The following is an 18333-nucleotide window of genomic DNA, read 5'->3' as shown; positions in this document are numbered from 1 at the left end:
GCCCCAGGGCCGCATCACCGGAAGGACGTGCATCGTGGCAAGTCCCGACTCCGCGCAGCGCAAGCGCGAGCTGCTCCGCCGCCGACTGGCCGCCGAGCGGTTGACGCGCGAGGCGGCGGGCGGTGCCGACGGCCGGGCGCGGCGAGTACCCGGCCGGGGCTACCCGGTCAGCCCGGGGCAGCGGCGGATGTGGTTCCTGTCGCGGCTCGACCCCGGCAGCGCCGCCTACACGATCTCGGCCGCGTTCGAACTGACCGGCCCGCTCGACGTGCCGGCGCTGCGCCGCGCACTGCTGACCGTCGCCCGCCGACACGAGATCCTGCGCACGACGTACCAGGTCACGCCGGACGGGCGGCTCGAGCAGGTTGCGCGCGACGACGTCGAACCGGCCTGGCTCAGCGTGGACCTGTCCACCGAGCCCGCCGACGACCGCGACGGGCGTGCCCGGGAGATCGCCCTGGCTGCCGCCCGGCGCCCGTTCGACCTGACCGTCGAGTCGCCGCTGCGGGTCACCGTCCTGCGGCACGGGCCGCTGCGGCACACGCTGGCGCTCGCCGCCCACCACATCGCCTGGGACGACGCGTCCTGGGACGTCTTCTTCGGCGACCTGCTGGCCGCCTACGGCCGAGGCACTGGCGACTCGGCCGTAGGCGGCCAGCAGGCCGGGGCGGACGACGCCGTCCAGTTCATCGACGCGGCGGTGCCGGCCGGCGAGCCGCCCGTCCGGGCCGAGGGCCTGTCCTACTGGCGGGACCGGCTGCTTCCGCTGGCCGAGCCCGTGCGCCTGCCCGAGCCGACCCCCGACGACCGCGCGGCCGACGCGCTCGCGGCCGGCGACCTCCCCGAGGCGGCCGCCGGCGAACGCGACGCCGGCCGGAGCGGCCCGGGCCGGCGCGACGCGGGCCGGCAGATCGTCCACCACGCGCCGACGGAGCTCGCCGGCCGGATCCGGGCGTTCGCTGCCCTGCGCGGCGTGACGCCGTTCATGGTGCTGGTCGCCGGCTACGCCGCCCTGATCCACCGGGTCACCGGCGCGACCGACGTGACCGTCGGATCGCCCGTCGTCAACCGGGACGACGCCGCGACCAACGGCGTGATCGGCTACTTCGGCAACACCGTCTGCCTCCGGCTGGCGGTGGGGCCGGCCGACACCTTCACCAACCTGCTGGAGCGGGCCCGCGAGGCGTGCCTGGGCGCGTTCGCGCACGCGGACATCGACCTGGTCGACGTCGTGCGCGCCGTCAACCCGGACCGCTCCGATGGCGTGTCCAGCCTGTTCAGCACGATGCTCGGCGTCCGCTCGCCGGCCGCCGCCGCGCTGCGCCGCGGTGACCCCGATAGCGACGAACTGCGCGGCGAGCGCCGCCCGCTGCACAACGGCACCGCCCAGTTCCCGCTGATGGTCGTCGCCGAGCTCGGCGGGGACGCCGGCCAGCCCGACTCGCTCGAACTGGAGACGACCTACCAACCGGCGGCTGTGTCGGCGACGTTCGCCGGCGCCGTAGGCCCGAGGCTTTCGCGGTTGCTGGCCCGCGTGGTGGCCGAGCCCGACGCGCCGATCGGATCGGCCGACCTGCTCGGCGCGGCCGAACGCGACCAGATCCTGGGTGCCTGGAACGACACCGCCGGACCCGGCCCGACCGCGCCGTGGATGGCGCTGTTCGACGCGTGGGCGCGCCGCGACCCCGACCGGACCGCGCTGGTCACGCCCGGGCGGACGCTGACCTACGGCGAGCTCGCCGCCGCGGCCGACGCGTTCGGCCGCCGGCTCGCCGGCCGAGGGGCCGGGCCCGGCTCCGTCGTCGGTATCGCGCTGCCGCGCGGCGTCGACCTGCTCGTCGCGCTGGCCGGCGTCGGCCGTGCCGGGGCCGCCTACCTCCCGATCGGCCCCGACTATCCGGCTGACCGGATCGCGTTCATGATCGAGGACGCGGCTCCGGCGATCGTGGTGACCACACGCGCCCTCGCCTCGCGGATCCCGGTCAGGCCTGGCCTGGAGCTCGTGCTCATCGACGACTCCGAGCCCGACTCCGAATCCGGCTCCGAGCCCGCGGCGGTCGTCGGAGCGTGGCCGCCGGCCGTCGGCCTGGACGACCTGGTGTACGTGATCTACACGTCCGGCTCGACCGGCCGGCCCAAGGGCGTACCGCTCAGCCACCGGTCGCTCGGCAACTTCCTGGTGGCCATCACCGAGGCCGTGGGCATCGGACCGGACGACCGGGTGCTGGCCGCGACCACCCTGACCTTCGACCCGAGCACGGTCGAGCTGCTCGCGCCGCTCACCGTCGGCGCCTCGATCCACCTCGTCGACGACGAGACCGCCCGCGACCCGTCCCAGCTGGCCCGGCCGCTGACCACCGGCGAGGTCACGGTGGCCCAGGCGACCCCGTCGCGGTGGCGGTCCATCCTCGACGCCACCCCCGAGGCCTACCCGGGGGTGCGCGCCCTGTGCGGCGGCGAGCCGATGCCAGCGAGTCTTGCCCGGGAGCTCGCCGCGCGCGCGGAGAGCGTCATCAACCTGTACGGGCCGACCGAGACGGCGGTCTGGGTGACGGCGGGGCCCTGGCGGGACGCCGGCGCGGGCGGCGGGCTGCCGCCGGTCGGCCGGCCGCTGCGCAACGCCCGGGCCTACGTGCTGGACGGCGCGCTCATGCCGGTGCCGCCCGGAACCGTGGGAGAGCTGTACATCGCCGGCCCCTTCGTCGCCCACGGCTACCTCGCCCGGCCGGCGCTGACCGCGTCCCGCTTCGTCGCGAGCCCCTTCGATCCCGGCGAGCGGATGTACCGCACCGGCGACCTCGCCCACTGGACCGCGCGGACCTCCCAGATCGCCGGAGGCGATCCGGCAGGGACCCCGGGCGAGCTGGTCGTGGCCGGCCGCTCCGACGACCAGGTCAAGGTGCGCGGCTTCCGGATCGAACCGGGCGAGATCGAGGCGGTGCTCGAACGCCACCCGGCGGTCGCGCGCTGCGCGGTCGTCGTCCGGGAGGACGGACCGGCCGGGCGCGCGCTGGTGGCCTACGTCGTCCCGGTCGACGGCGAGGCCGTCCCGGCCGACGGCGAGCCGCTGGCGGACCGGCTCCGCGCGCACGCGGCGTCGTTCCTGCCTGGCTACATGGTGCCGGCGGCCTTCGTGGCACTGCCCGCGCTGCCCACGAACACGAGCGGGAAGCTGGACCGCGCCGCCCTGCCCGCTCCCGACTTCGCGGCGGCCGCCCAGCCCGGCCGGACGCCGGCCACCCGCACCGAGACGGTCCTGCGGGACGTCTTCGCGGCCGTGCTCGGCCAGCCCGACCTCGGCGTCGACGACTCGTTCTTTCACCGGGGCGGGGACAGCATCCTCGCCTTCGCCGTGGTCACCCGGGCGTCCGCCGCCGGCGTGACGGTCGCGCTGGCCGACGTGTTCAGCACCCCGACCGTCGCCGGTCTCGCCGCCGTGGCGACCACGACGGCGGACGTCACGACCGCGGCCGAGCTGACGGCTGCCCCGGGGCAGGCTGCCCCGGCCGGGCAGGGCTCTCCGGCCGGGCCGGACCTCGCGGGGCTGGCGCCCGCGGACCCGGCGGACCTGGCCCGCTGGCGCGACCGGCTGCCCGGCCTGACCGCGGTGTGGCCGCTGTCGCCGTCGCAGGCGGGGATGCTGTTCCACCGTCTCGTCGACGGCGACGACGCGCCAGACGTGTACGTGATCCAGTTCGTCCTGGACCTGGCGGGCGAGCTGGACCTCGACCGGCTGCGGGCGGCGTCCCGGACCCTGACCGCTCGGCACGCCATCCTGCGCGCCGCAGTCCTCGCCGACGGCCGGGCACCGGCCCAGGCGATCCTGGACCACGCGGAACCCGAGTGGACCGTCGTCGACCTGTCCGGCTGGCCCGCCGCCGAGCGGGTGGCCGAGGCGGAGCGGCTGGTCGCGGACGACCGGGCCGCGAGGTTCGACCTGGCGGCGCCCCCGCTCATCCGTTTCCTCTGGGTCCGCACCGGCCCGGACAGCGCCCGGCTGGCGGTCTGCGCCCACCACGTCATCGTCGACGGCTGGTCGCTGCCTCTCCTGCTGCGCGAGCTGTTCGCGCTGGCCGACGCCGACGCCGACGCCAGTTCCGGTTCCAGCTCCGGCGGCGGTGCCGACACCGCCGCCACGGTGGCGGGGTACCAGCCGGCCGCCCGCCCCTACGAGGACTACCTGCGCTGGCTGGGCGCCCAGGACCGGGACGCGGCGCGCGCGGCGTGGCGGGCGGAGCTCGCCGGTCTCGACGGCCCGACCCTGCTGGCACCGGGCGCCGGGCACCGCGTCGCCGCCGAGCCGGGCCCAGCGGCGGCCCTCGACCGTGAGGTCGACCCGGCGCTGGCCGACCGGCTCGCCGCGCTCGGCCGCGAGCGGGGCCTGACGCTGAGCACCGTGCTGCGGGCGGCTCACGCCGTGCTGCTCGCGCGGGCCGTCGGCCGCGACGACGTCGTCCTCGGCGCCGCGACCGCCGGCCGGCCGCCGGAGCTGACCGGCGTCGACGCCATGATCGGCCTGTTCGTCACCACCGTCCCGGTCCGGGCCGCGGTCAGCGCGCAGCGGACATTCGCCGAGCTCATGGCCGACCTGCAGGCCGCCCAGGGCCGGCTGTTCGCGCACCAGCACCTCGGCCTGGCCGACATCCAGGCCCTGGCCGGCCACGGGGACCTGTTCGACACCCTGCTCGTGCTCGAGTCGTACCCGTTCGACGCGGCCACGCTGATCCCCGCCGGCAGGCCGCGGCTCGTCGCCGTCGACGGTCACGACGCCACCCACTACGCGCTGACGATCCGGGTGATCCCCGGCGACCGGCTGAGGCTGACCTTCGGCTACCAGCGCGGCGTCCTCGACGGCGCGACCGTCGCCGGCCTCGCCGACCGCCTGCTCGCGCTGCTCGGCGAGATCGCCGCCGATCCGGATCGGCCGATCGGCGCCGCCGCCGCCCTGCCCCCGGCCGAGCGGGACCAGGCCGCGCTCGCCCCGGCGCCCCGGCGCGGCGCCTGGGGCGCGGACGCCACCCTGCCCGACCTGTTCGAGGCCCAGGCCGCCAGGACCCCTGACGCGGTGGCGCTGCGCTGGCGCGACGAGGAACTCACCTACGCCGAGCTCGACGCGCAGGCCTCCCGGCTCGCGCGGCTGCTGCGCGCGCGGGGCGTCGGGCCGGAGTCGATCGTGGCGGTCGCGCTGCCCCGGTCGACCGACCTGGTCGTGACCCTGCTGGCGGTGCAGAAGGCCGGCGGCGCCTACCTGCCCATCGACCCGACCTACCCCGCCGACCGGATCGCGTTCATGCTGCGCGACGCCGCGCCGGTGTGCGCGGTGACCACCGCGGCGACCCGGGCGGCGCTGCCGACCCGGACGGGCGTACCCCTGATCGCGCTGGACGACCCGCTGGTCGCCGCGGCGCTGGCCGAGCAGCCGCCGACCCCGTCCCCGTCCACGTCCACGTCACCAGGCCCGGACGGGCACGCGCGGGCGGGGGCGGACAACCTCGCCTACGTCATCTACACCTCCGGCTCGACCGGCCGGCCCAAGGGCACGCTGATCCCGCACCGCAACGTGGTGCGCCTGTTCGCCGACAGCCGGGACCACTTCCACTTCGACTCCGCGGACGTGTGGACGCTGTTCCACTCGGCGTCGTTCGACTTCTCGGTGTGGGAGCTGTGGGGGCCGCTGCTGCACGGGGGGCGGCTCGTCGTCGTCGACCACGACGTCTCCCGTTCCCCCGAGCAGTTCCTCGCCCTGCTGCGCCGCGAGTCCGTCACCGTCCTCAACCAGACGCCGTCGGCCTTCGGCGCGCTGGTCGCGGCCGAGGCGGCCGAGGCGGCCGAGGGCGGCGCCGACCTCAGCCTCCGCCTGGTCATCTTCGGCGGCGAGGCGCTGGACGTCGGGCGGCTCGCCCCCTGGTACGAGCGCCACCCGGACGACGCGCCGACCTTGGTCAACATGTACGGGATCACCGAGACCACGGTGCACGTCACGTACCTGCGCCTCGGTCAGGCCGTCGGCGGCCGGCACGGCCTGATCGGCGAGCCGCTGCGCGGCCTGCGCGCGCGGATCCTCGACCGCCACCTCGCCCCGGTGCCGCCGGGCGTCCCCGGTGAGATCTATGTCAGCGGTGGTCAGCTCGCGCGCGGCTACCTGGGACGCTCGGGCCTGAGCGCCACCCGGTTCGTGGCCGACCCGTACGGCGAGCCCGGCGACCGGATGTACCGCACCGGCGACCTGGCCAGGCTGGGCCAGGACGGCGCGCTGGAATACCTCGGCCGGGCCGACGACCAGGTCAAGATCCGTGGCTTCCGGATCGAGCCGGGCGAGATCGAGGCCGTCCTCGCCGCCGACCCGGCGGTCGAACGGGTCGTCGTCCTCGCCCGGGAGGACGGCGCCGACCGGCACCGGCTCGTCGCGTACGTCGTCCCCCGCGCGGACCAGCGGGTCGACGGCGCGGCGCTGCGGGCGAGGGCCGCGGCGGCGCTGCCGGACTTCATGGTCCCGGCGGCGGTCGTCGCCCTGGACGCGCTGCCGCTCACCGGCAACGGGAAGCTCGACCGGGCCGCGCTGCCGGCCCCCGACCTGTCCGCGGCCACCTCGTCCCGGCCCGGTGGCACCGAGCTGGAGCGCGCGCTGTGCGCGGTGTTCGCCGCCGTGCTCGGCCTCGACCGGGTCGGCGCCGACGACGACTTCCTCGCGCTCGGCGGCGACAGCATCCTCGCGATCCAGCTGGTCACCAGGGCCCGCCGCGAGGGCATCAGGCTCACCCCGCGCGAGGTCTTCGTCCAGCGGACGCCGGCCGCGCTCGCGGCACTCGTCGCCGGCCGCGCCGCAGCGGTGGAGCCTGCGCCTGTCCCCGAGGGCGGACCTGTCCCCGAGGGCGAGCTGATTCCGCGGGGTCAATCCGCCCCGTCCGGGCGGCCGCCGCGGCTCACCGCGTCCGCCGATCCGGCCACCGCGTCCGCCGATCCGGCCGCGGTCATGCTCCCGGCCTTCGACGCGACGGCGACCGGGATCTTCACCCCGCTGCCGATCGTGGCCCGGCTGGCCGAGTGGGGCGGCGAGATCCGGCGGTTCAACCAGGCGTTCCTGGTCCGGACTCCGCCCGGTGCCGACGAGGCCGCGCTGCGAGCCGCGCTCGCGGCCCTGGTCGCGCACCACGACGGCTTGCGTTCCCGGCTGCTGCGGCCCGCGCCCGGTGTCTGGCTGCTCCAGATCGACCCGGCGGCGTCCACGACTGGTGACGGGGCAGCGGAGGGCACGACGGCGGCAGGCAAGGCGACGCGGGACGCGACGGCGGCGGGCGGGCCGACGGGCGCCGACCTGCTGACCCGGATCGACGTCGCCGGGCTCGACCCGACTGCGCTGCGCGCGGTCATCGCCGCCGCCTCCGGCTCGGCCGCCGGCCGTCTCGACCCGGACGCGGGGGTGATGCTGCGCGCGGTCTGGCTCGACGCGGGCCCCGCCGAGCCGGGCCGGCTGGTGCTCGTCGCCCATCACCTCGTCGTCGACGGGGTGTCGTGGCGGATCCTGCTGGCCGACCTGGAGGCCGGGTACCTCGCGGCCGGGTCCGGCGGGCGGCCCGCGCTCGACCCGGTGGGCACGTCGCTGCGCGGCTTCAGTCAGGTCCTCGGTGAGCAGGCGGCCGCCCCGGCCCGGCTCGGCGAACTGACCCACTGGCTGGACACGCTCGCGCCGGGCGGGCGGCCGTTCGCCGAGCCGATCGGGCCGGTCACCGCCGCCGCCGGCGGCCCGACCGAGCCCCAGCCGGGCCCGGCGGCTGTCGGCACGGTGGCCGAGACCGCGAGCCTGGTCGTCGAGCTGCCGTCGGCGGTCACGGCCGCGCTGCTCACCGGCGTCCCCGTGGCGACCGGTGCCGAGGTCACCGACGTGCTGCTGGCCGGCCTGCGTCTCGCGCTCCCGGCAGGGCCGGCGGGCGGTCAGCCCGGCGGCGAGCCGGTGGGAGCCGGCGACGGCGACCTGCTCGTCGACCTCGAACGCCACGGCCGCGAGGAGGTCGTCCCCGGGGTCGACCTCTCCCGGACCGTCGGCTGGTTCACCAGCATCGCGCCGGTCAGGCTCCCGGCGGCCCGGCCGCAGGTGCGCGCGACGCTCGCCGACGTGACGGCCCGGCTGCGGGCCACGCCCGACGGCGGCCTCGGCTTCGGCATGCTGCGCTACGCCAACCCGCTCGCCGGCCCGGCGCTCGCCCGCGCCGGGCGGGCCCAGGTGCTGTTCAACTACCTGGGCCGGTTCGGCGCCGACCGCCGGGCCGACTGGGGACCGGCCGAGGAGTTCGACGCGCTCGCCGCCAGGCCCGACCCCGGCCTGGGCGTCGGCTACCCGCTGACCGTCGACGCGGTCTGCGTCGAGACCGCCGACGGGCCGGCGCTGCGCGCGACGTTCACTTACCTGACGACGGTGCTCGCGGCGGGCGACACGGCGCGCATCGCCGACGGCTTCCTCGCCGCCCTGGGCGAGCTGGCCGCGCTCGCGCCGGCCACCGCCACGCTCGCGCCGGCCACGGCGACCACGGCCGTCGGGCCGGCGACGGCCCAGCCGCCGGTCGAGCTGCTCACACTCTCCGTGCAGGAGTCAGCCCGGATCGCCGGCGCGTTCCCTGCCCCGGTCGAGGACGTCTGGCCGCTCTCGCCGCTGCAGGAGGGCCTGTACTTCCACTCGGCCCTCGACCAGACCAGCGACGCCTACACCGCCCAGTTCACCTTCGACTTCGACCACCGGCTCGACGCCAAGCGGCTGCGCCGCGCCTGTCGGACGCTGATGGCCCGCACCCCGACGCTGCGCGCCGGCTTCCTGTCCGACGGCCTTCCCCGCCCGGTGCAGGTCATCGCCAGCGAGCTGCCCGCGCCGGTCGACGAGATCGACCTGTCCGGCCTGGCCGAGCCCGACCGGTCGGCCGAGGCCGAGCGGATCGCCGCCGCCGACCGCGCCCGCCCGTTCGACGTCGCCCGGCCACCGCTGTTCCGCCTGATCCTGATCCACCTGGCCGAGGGGCGCGACCGGCTGGTCGTCAACCGCCAGGTGCTGCTGTGGGACGGCTGGTCGGGCGCCCTGTTCGTCGAGGGGCTGTTGGACCTCTACGCCGCCGACCCCGCCGAGGCCTCCGACACCGACACCAACACCGGCACGGCTGGCGCTAGCGCGCCGGACCCGGCGTCCCCGCCCGCGTCGCGCGGCTCGTTCCGGGACTACCTGGTGTGGCTGCGCCAGCGGGACACCGCCGCGTCCGAGAAGGCCTGGCGCTCGGCGCTGGCCGACCTGGAGGGCCCGACGCTGGTGGTGCCGGCGGCGCGGGGCCTGCGGCCGGTCGCGCCGGCCCGGATCACCGCCGAGCTGCCCGAGGCGACCGCGACCACGGCACGGGCGGCCGCCCGCGCACACGGCGTCACCCTGAACACGGTCTTCAACGCCGCGCTCGCGCTGGTGCTCGCGACGGCGACCGGGACGGACGACGTCGTGTTCGGCACGACCGTCGCCGGCCGCCCGACCGAGCTCGACGGGATCGACGAGGTCGTCGGGCTGTTTCTGAACACCGTCCCGGTCCGGGTCCGGCTCGACCCGCGCGAGACGGTCGGCGAGCTGCTGCGCCGGGTCGCGGAGCAGCGCCTCGACCTGCTCGACCACGAGTACCTCGGCCTCGGCGACATCCAGCGGGCCAGCGGCCACCCGGTGCTGTTCGACACCCTCTACGTCCTGCAGAACTTCATCGACGAGGTCGCGAACGAGCAGACCACCGCCCGCCACGGGATCATCGGCGGCGGCAGCCTCGACCACACCCACTACCCGCTGACGTTCGTCCTGTTCCCGGGGGCGCGGATCACGGCTCGCCTGGAGTACCGCGCCGACGTCGTCACACCGGCGGTGGCCGAGGCGCTGTTCGCCCGGCTCGTCGCGACGATCGACGCGCTGGTCGGCAATCTCGACGCCCCGGTCGGCTCCCTGGATCTGCTGCTGCCCGCCGAGCGGGACCGGCTGGCCGCCGCGGCGGCGCCGTGGCGGCCGGTCGGCGGCCAGACCGTGTCCGACCTGCTCGCCGACCGGGCCGGCGACCTCGGCGACCAGGTCGCGCTGGTCCTCGGCGACCAGCGGCTGACCTACCGCGAGCTCGACGACCGGGTGAACCGGCTGGCGCGCCTCCTGATCGCCCACGGCGCCGGCCCGGAGACCGTCGTCGCCCTCGGGATCGGCCGGACGGTGGACATGGTCGTCGCCCTGTTCGCCGTCCTGCGCACCGGCGCCGCCTACCTGCCGCTGGAGCTGGACCATCCGCCCGCCCGCCTGTTGGAGATGGTGGCCGACGCGGGGGCCGAGCTGGTGGTCACCACCCGGGCCGCCGGCGGCTACCTCACCGGCGAAACGGCCCAGCCCGGCACCGACGCTCCCGGCACCGTGGCTCCCGTCACGGTCGGGACGGCCGGCGACCCGGACCGGACCGCCGCGGCCTGGCTGGTGCTCGACGACGAGGCCGTCGCCGCCGAGCTGGCCGCGACCACCCCTGGCGTGCTCTCGGACGCCGAGCTCGGCGCCTTCGCCCGCGACCGCGCGGACCGGCTCGACCACCCGGCCTACGTGATCTACACGTCGGGATCGACCGGCCGGCCCAAGGGCGTCGTCACCCCCTACCGCGGGCTGACGAACATGTGGCTCAACCACCGGGACGAGATCTTCGACCCGACCGTGGCGGCGGCGGGAGGCCGCCGGCTGCGGATCGCGCACACCGTCTCGTTCGCGTTCGACATGTCGTGGGAGGAGCTTCTCTGGCTCGTCGAGGGCCACGAGGTGCACATCTGCGACGAGAACCTGCGCCGCGACGCCGAGGGCCTCGTCGCCTACTGCGACCGCCACCGGATCGACGTCGTCAACGTCACCCCGACGTACGCGGCCCACCTGTTCGAGTCCGGGCTGCTGGACCGGACCGAGCAGCCGGCCGCCGACGGCGCCGGGGCGTACGTCGAAGCGACGTCGCCGGCGTCGCTTGTGGCGGACCACGGTGGTGCGCCGGCGAGCGGGCACCGCCACCGGCCGCCCCTGGTCATGCTGGGCGGCGAGGCCGTGCCCGACTCGATCTGGAACCGGCTGCGCGACACCGACGGGACGGCCGGCTACAACCTCTACGGCCCGACCGAGTACACGATCAACACCCTCGGCGCGGCGACGGCCGACAGCAGGACCCCCACCGTGGGCCGGCCGATCCGCAACACCGCCGTCTACGTGCTCGACCGCTGGCTGCGCCCGGTCCCGGACGGCGTCCCCGGCGAGCTGTACATCGCCGGCGACGGCCTGGCCCGCGGCTATCTGGACCAGTTCGGCCTGACCGCGACCCGGTTCGTCGCCGACCCGGCCAGCCCGGGCGGGCGGATGTACCGCACCGGTGACCTGGTGACCCGCCGGGCCGACGACGGCAACCTCGACTTCCTGGGCCGCACCGACGACCAGGTCAAGATCCGTGGCCACCGGATCGAACTGGGCGAGGTCGCCGCCGCCGTCGACGGCCACGAGGCGGTCAGCCAGTCCGCCGTGATCGCGACCGACGACCCGGTGACGCCGGGGGCGAAGCGCCTCGTCGCCTACGTCGTGCCGGCCGACCGTTCGGCCGCCGACCGGGCCGCGATCGAGGCCGACCAGGTCGGCGAGTGGCGGCAGGTCTACACCGACGAGTACGAGCGGATCCCGACCGCGCTGCGCGCGGAGAGCTTCGACGGCTGGGACTCCAGCTACGACGGCCAGCCGATCCCGCTCGAGCACATGCGGGAGTGGCGGGCGAGGACCGTCGAGCGGATCCGGGCGCTCGCGCCGCGGCGCGTGCTGGAGATCGGGGTCGGCACCGGCCTGCTGCTCGGGCAGCTGGCTCCCGGCTGCGACGAGTACTGGGGCACGGACTTCGCCGCGCCCGTCATCGCGAAGCTGCGCGCCGAGCTCGCCACCGACCCCGCCCGCTTCGGCCGGGTCGAGCTGCGCCACCAGCCGGCCCACGTGACCGACGGGCTGCCGACAGCGTTCTTCGACACGATCGTCGTCAACTCGGTGATCCAGTACTTCCCCAGCGCCGACTACCTGCGCTCGGTGCTGCACGGCGCGCTCGACCTGCTCGCCCCTGGCGGCTCGCTGTTCGTCGGCGACGTCCGGGACCTGGGCCGGCTGCGCCTCTTCCACAGCACGATCGAGCTGGCCCGCTGCGGCCAGGCATCCGCCGCCACCGCGTCCGCCGCCGAGACGACGACCGGCACCGACACCGCGACCGCGCTGACCGGCCTCGACCCGGCCCGGCTCGCGGCGGCCGTCGACCGGCGCGTCCTGCTGGAGAAGGAGCTGGTGGTCGCGCCCGCGTTCTTCCTCGACGTGGCCAGGACCAGCGACCTCGAGGTGTGCGTACGGGTCCGGCGCGGACGTCACCGTGACGAGCTCACCCAGCACCGCTTCGACGTCGTGCTGCGCCGCCCCGCCCTGGAGCCGGTCGGCGACTCCCTGCCGGCCGGGCCGGCCGTCGCGGCGCCCGCCGCCGGGTCGGAGCCGCTCGTCGCGGCCTGGGGCGTCGAGGTGCGCAGCCTCGAGGGGCTCGGCGCGCTCGTGCGCGCCCATGGGCCGCGGCGGATCCGCCTCACCGCCATCCCCGACGCCCGCGTCGCCGCCGACCTCGCCGCGGCCGGGCTCGGACCGGTGGGCGAGGTGGTCCCGGCGGAGGCCGAGGCCGGCGCGGTCGACCCGGACGACGTGTACGCGCTGGCCGACGCCCTCGGCTACGAGGCGGCCCTCACGCCGCGCCCCGACGACGCCGGCCGGCTCGACGCCCTGCTCGTGCGCGGCTCGGGGCCGGCGGCCCTGCCGGTGACCCGGCCGGCCACCGACCCGGCCAGCCGGCCGCACCCGGGGACGGCGCTGACCAACGACCCGACGGCGGCCCGCGCCGCCGCCGCGCTCGTCGGCCGGCTGCGCACCGACCTGGCCGCGGTCCTGCCGGACTACCTGGTCCCGTCGGCGTTCGTGCCACTGCCGGCCATTCCTCGCAACGCCAACGGCAAGCTCGACCTGGCGGCCCTGCCACCGGCCGAGCCGGTGGCCGCGCCGCGGTCGGGCCGGGCACCGGCCACCCCCGTCGAACGGACCCTGGCGGAGCTGTTCGCCGACATCCTCGGCCTGCCCGAGGTCGGGGCCGACGACGACTTCTTCGCCCTCGGCGGCCATTCCCTGCTGGCCACCCGGGTGGTCAGCAGGGCCCGGGCCGCGCTCGACACGGAGCTCGCCATCCGCGACCTGTTCGACGCGCCGACGGTCGAGGCGCTGGCGGCGAAGGTGGCCAGCCGCACCGTGGCGGGGCGCCCGCCGCTGGTCCCGGCGGACCGGCCCGAGCGGATCCCGCTCTCACCGGCGCAGCGGCGGCTGTGGCTCGTCGAGGCGCTGGCCGGCGGCACCGACGCCTACAACTACCCGCTCGCGTTGCGGACCGGCGCCCGCCTCGACGTCGCCGCGCTGCGCGCCGCCGTCACTGACCTCCTCGGCCGGCACGAGGCGCTGCGCACGGTGATCGACGTCGTCGACGGCGAGCCCTACCAGCGGATCCTGGACCCGGCCGAGGCGAACCTCGGGGTCGAGGTGCTCAGATGCGCCCAGGACGAGGTGGCCGGCTGGATCACCCGGGCCGCGGCGCGCCGGTTCGACCTGACCCGCGAGGCGCCGCTGCGCATCGCCCTGCTGCGCTGCCCGGACGCCGACGTGCTGGTGGCCGTCCTGCACCACATCGCGACCGACGAGTGGTCGGACCGCCCGTTCCTGCTCGATCTGGACGCCGCCTACGCCGCGAGGCTGGCCGGGCATGCGCCGGACTGGGAGCCGCTGCCGGTCCAGTACGCCGACTACACCCTCTGGCAGCGAGACCTGCTCAGCGGGCCCGACGACGAGAGCGGCCTGGCCGCCCGGCAGCTCGCCTTCTGGCTGGAGACCCTGCGTGGCCTGCCGGAGGAGATCCCGCTGCCGTTGGACCGGCCACGCCCGGCCGAGCGGGACGGGGCGTCCGCGCGGGTGGTCCGGGTGCTGCCCGGGCCGGTGGCGACCGGGCTGCGCGCACTGTGCACGTCCACCGGGACGAGCATGTCGATGCTCGCCCACGCGGCCATCGCGACCCTGCTGCACCGGCTGGGCTCCGGCGACGACATCCCGATCGGGGTGCCCATCGCCGGGCGCACCGACGCCGCCCTCGACCGGCTCGTCGGCTTCTTCGTGAACACGCTGGTGATCCGGTCCGACCTGACCGGCGACCCGACCTTCCGGGACCTGCTGGGCCGGACCCGCCAGACCGACCTCGCCGCCTTCGACCACCAGGACCTGCCGTTCGAGGACGTCGTCGCGGCGGTCAACCCGCGCCGCGTGCCCGGCGTCAACCCGCTGTTCCAGGTGATGGCCGGCTACCACCACCTCGCCGGCGACGACCGGGAACTGCTCGGCGCGCCGGTGACCTGGATCGACCCCGAGGCCGGGACGGCGAAGTTCGACCTGGACGTGACCTTCGTCGACCGGTTCGCCCAGGGCGAGATCACGGCGCTCGTCGAGTTCGCCACCGACGTCCTCGACCCGGGCAGCGGTGCCCGGCTGGCCGACCGGCTGGTCCGGCTGCTCGCCGAGATCGTCCGTGACCCCGACCTGCCGGTCAGCCGGCTGGAGATCGTCGACGAGGAGGAGCGCGCGGCCGCCCTGCGCGTGGCCCGCGGCCCCCGGCGGGCGCTGCCCGTCCTCGGCGCCGATGGTGCCGCGGCGGCCGCGACGCCGCCGGGGACGACGGCGCCGGGGACGACGGTGCCGGACCTGCTGGCCCGGGTCGTCGCCGCGTATCCCGACCGGGTCGCGCTGGTCACCGGTGAGGGCCGGACGACCTTCGCGGAGCTGGCCGGCGAGGTCGACCGGATCGCGGCCGTGGTGTCCCGCCTGGGCGCCGGCCCGGAAGCCGTGGTGGCGCTCGCGCTGCCCCGCGCGCTGATGGTCCCGGCGATCTTCGGCGTGCTGGCGGCGGCCGCGAGCTACCTGCCGATCGACGTCGAGGTGCCCGCGGACCGGCTCGCGTTCCTGCTGGCCGACGCGGCGCCGGCCGCCGTCCTCACGACCGGCGCGTACGCCGGGCTGCTGCCCGACGTCGCGGCCGCCGTCATCCCGCTCGACGCCGCGCCGCTCGACGCCGCGCCGCTGGGGGCCGCGCCGCCCGTGCCGGCGCCCGACCCGGCCGGCGCGGCGAGCGTGATCTACACGTCGGGGTCGACCGGCGTGCCCAAGGCGGTCGTCGGCACCCACCGGGGCCTGGTCAACCTCTTCGCCTCGCACGCGGTCGACCTGATCGCGCAGGCCGAGCGCGCCGCCGGTCCCGACCGGGGTGCCCAGCGCGTCCTGCACGCGGCCTCGTTCAGCTTCGACGGCTCCTGGGAGCCGCTGCTGTGGCTGCTGGCCGGGCATGAGACGCACGTCGTCGACGAGCGGGTCGCGCGGGACGCGGCCGCCCTCGTCGACTACGTCGAGCGGACCCGGATCGACGTGCTCGACCTGACCCCGACCTACCTCCAGGAACTGATCAGGAACGGGTTCCTGCGGCCGGAGGGCCACCGGCCGGGCGTGCTCCTGGTCGGCGGCGAGGCCACCCCGCCGGCGCTGTGGGAGCGGCTGCGCTCGCTGCCGGGGACGGTGGCCCACGACCTTTACGGGCCGACCGAGTACTCCGTCGACGCCTACGGCTGGCACAGCGCGGGCTGGGCCGCGCCCATCGGGAACACCGGCGCCTACCTCCTGGACGCGGCGCTGCGCCCGGTCCCCGACGGGGTCGCCGGCGAGCTGTACCTGTCCGGTCCCGGGCTCGCCCGGGGCTACCTGCGCCGCGCGGGCCTGACAGCGGCCCGGTTCGTCGCCGACCCGTACGGCGCGGCGGGGGAGCGCATGTACCGCACCGGGGACCTCGCGCGCCGCCGCCCCGACGGCTCGCTCGCGTTCCTCGGGCGTGCCGACGACCAGATCAAGCTGCGCGGGTTCCGGATCGAGCTCGGCGAGATCGAACGGGCGCTGGAGGCGGCGCCGGGCGTCGCCCAGGCGGCGGTCTGGTTCCGGCCGGACGCCCCGCCCGCCCTCCAGCTCATCGCCTACCTGGTACCCGACCCCACCGGGCCGGGCTTGCCGGCCGGGTCGGGCCTGGTCGAGGCCGTTCGGGCGCAGGTGGCCCGGATCCTGCCGGCCTACATGGTTCCCCAGGCGTTCGTCGCGCTGGACCGCCTGCCCCGGACGGTCAACGGCAAGGTGGACCGGGCCGCGCTGCCCGGGCCGCCCGCGCCCGTGCCGGCGGCCGGCCGCCGGCCCCGTGACGCGCGCGAGGAGCTGCTCGCCGAACGGTTCGCCGCCGTCCTCGGCGTCCGGCGGGTCGGGACCGACGCCGACTTCTTCGCCCTCGGCGGCCACTCGCTGCTCGTCATGCGGCTGTGCGCCGCGATCCGGTCGACGTTCGGCGTGGAGATCACGCCGCGCGCGGTCTTCGAGGACCCGACGGTCGCCCGGCTCGCGCGGCGGATGGACCAGGCCGGCGCCGCCCGGCCGGCCGTCGGCCGCGCGCGGCGCCCGGTGAACCCGCCGCTGTCGTTCGCGCAGCAGCGCCTCTGGGTGCTCGGGCAGGTGGAGGGCCCCAGCCCGACATACAACATCCCGATCACCTGGCGGCTGACCGGGCCGCTGGACCTGGCCGCCCTGCGCGCGGCGGTGGGCGACGTCGTCGCCAGGCACGAGGCGCTGCGGACCGTCTTCCCCGCGCCCGGCGGCGAGCCGGTCCAGTGGATCCTCGACCCGTCCGACACGGAGATCCCGTTCGACGTCGTCGAGTGGGCGTCGGTGGCCGGCGCCGGCAGGCCCGATCCGGAGCCGGGCGACCCGGGGCTGGCGGACGTCCTCGCCGACGCCGCGTCCTACGCGTTCGACCTGGAGCGCGAGCCGCCGATGCGGGTGACCGTCGTCCGGTGCTCCCCGGACCTGCACATCGCCCAGTTCCTGATCCACCACATCGCCGCCGACGAGGGCTCCGACCGGCCGCTGGCCCGGGACCTGACGGCCGCCTACCGGGCGCGGGCCGCGGGCGGGGCGCCGGACTGGGCGCCGCTGCCCGTTCAGTACGTCGACTACACGCTGTGGCAGCGCGAGCTGCTCGGCGACGAGGCGGACGCGACGAGCCCCGCCGCCACGTCGCGGGAGTTCTGGCGCCGCCAGCTCGCCGGCCTGCCCGCCGAGCTGGCGCTGCCGACCGACCGGCCGCGCCCGGACGAGCCGACCCACACCGGCGGGATCGTCGAGCTGTCGATCGACGCCGAGCGCGTCGCCGCGCTGCGGGCCGTCGGCCGAGCCCACAACGCCAGCCTGTTCATGGTGCTGCGGGCCGTCGTCGCGACCCTGCTGCACCGGGTGGGCGCGGGCGAGGACATCCCGATCGGCAGCCCGGTCTCCGGCCGGGTCGACGACACCCTCGACGACCTCGTCGGCTTCTTCCTCAACACGGTCGTGCTGCGGACCGACCTGTCGGGCGCCCCGACGTTCGGCGAGCTGCTGGGGCGGGTCCGCGCCAGCGACCTCGCCGCGTTCGACCACCAGGAGCTGCCGTTCGACCGGGTGGTCGACGCCGTCAACCCGCCACGGCTGCTGGCCCGCCACCCGCTGTTCCAGGTCATGATCGTGTACCTGGCGGCGTCCGACGCCGTCGACGAGCTGGCCTTCGACGGCGTGGGCGCCAGCCCCGAGCCGGTCAGGACCGCGAGTGCCAAGTTCGACCTGTCCTTCGACTTCCTCGAGCGGACCAGCACCGACGACGGCATGGCCGTCGGTGTCCGCTACAGCGACGACCTGTTCGACCGCGCCACCGCCGAGCGGTTCGGCGAGCGGCTGCTGCGCGTCCTCGCCGCGGTCGCGGCCGACCAGCAAATACCGGTCAGCGTGCTGGACATCGGCGGCCCGGACGAGTGGACGAACCGGACCGGCGGTCGGGCCCGCCGGCGCCCGGACGGCACGCTGGACGTCGTCGACCGGCCGGACGAGGACCCGCCGGACGAGGACCCGCCGACGCGGCCCGCCGGTGACGTCGACGAGCCGGTGGCCGGGCGCGCGCCCGCGAACGAGATCGAGGCGACCCTGGTCGCGACGTTCGCCGCGGTGCTCGGGGTCGACGAGGTCGGCGTCGACGACGACTTCTTCGCCCTGGGCGGCGACAGCATCGTCGCGATGCGGCTGGTCAACCGGATCCGCGCCGCCGGCCTCACCGTCACCCCGCGCCTGCTGTTCGGCCATCGCACGCCCGAGGCGCTCGCCACCGTCGTCACCCG

At 76.5% G+C, this 18333-nt stretch carries 1 protein-coding gene; it reads left to right on the top strand.

The genetic code is table 11. The annotated features are described in order from the left end of the window. Positions 1 to 34 precede the first annotated feature (34 nt). On the top strand, positions 35 to 18333 hold an 18299-nt coding region (locus FRCN3DRAFT_RS45630), incomplete at its 3' end, for a non-ribosomal peptide synthetase (RefSeq protein WP_007509290.1).

The sequence above is a fragment of the Pseudofrankia saprophytica genome (genome assembly GCF_000235425.2).
In the GTDB taxonomy this organism is placed as follows: Bacteria; Actinomycetota; Actinomycetes; order Frankiales; family Frankiaceae; genus Pseudofrankia; species Pseudofrankia saprophytica.
The sequence above is the reverse complement of the archived record's forward strand: the minus strand, read 5'-3'. Positions and strand labels throughout refer to the sequence as shown.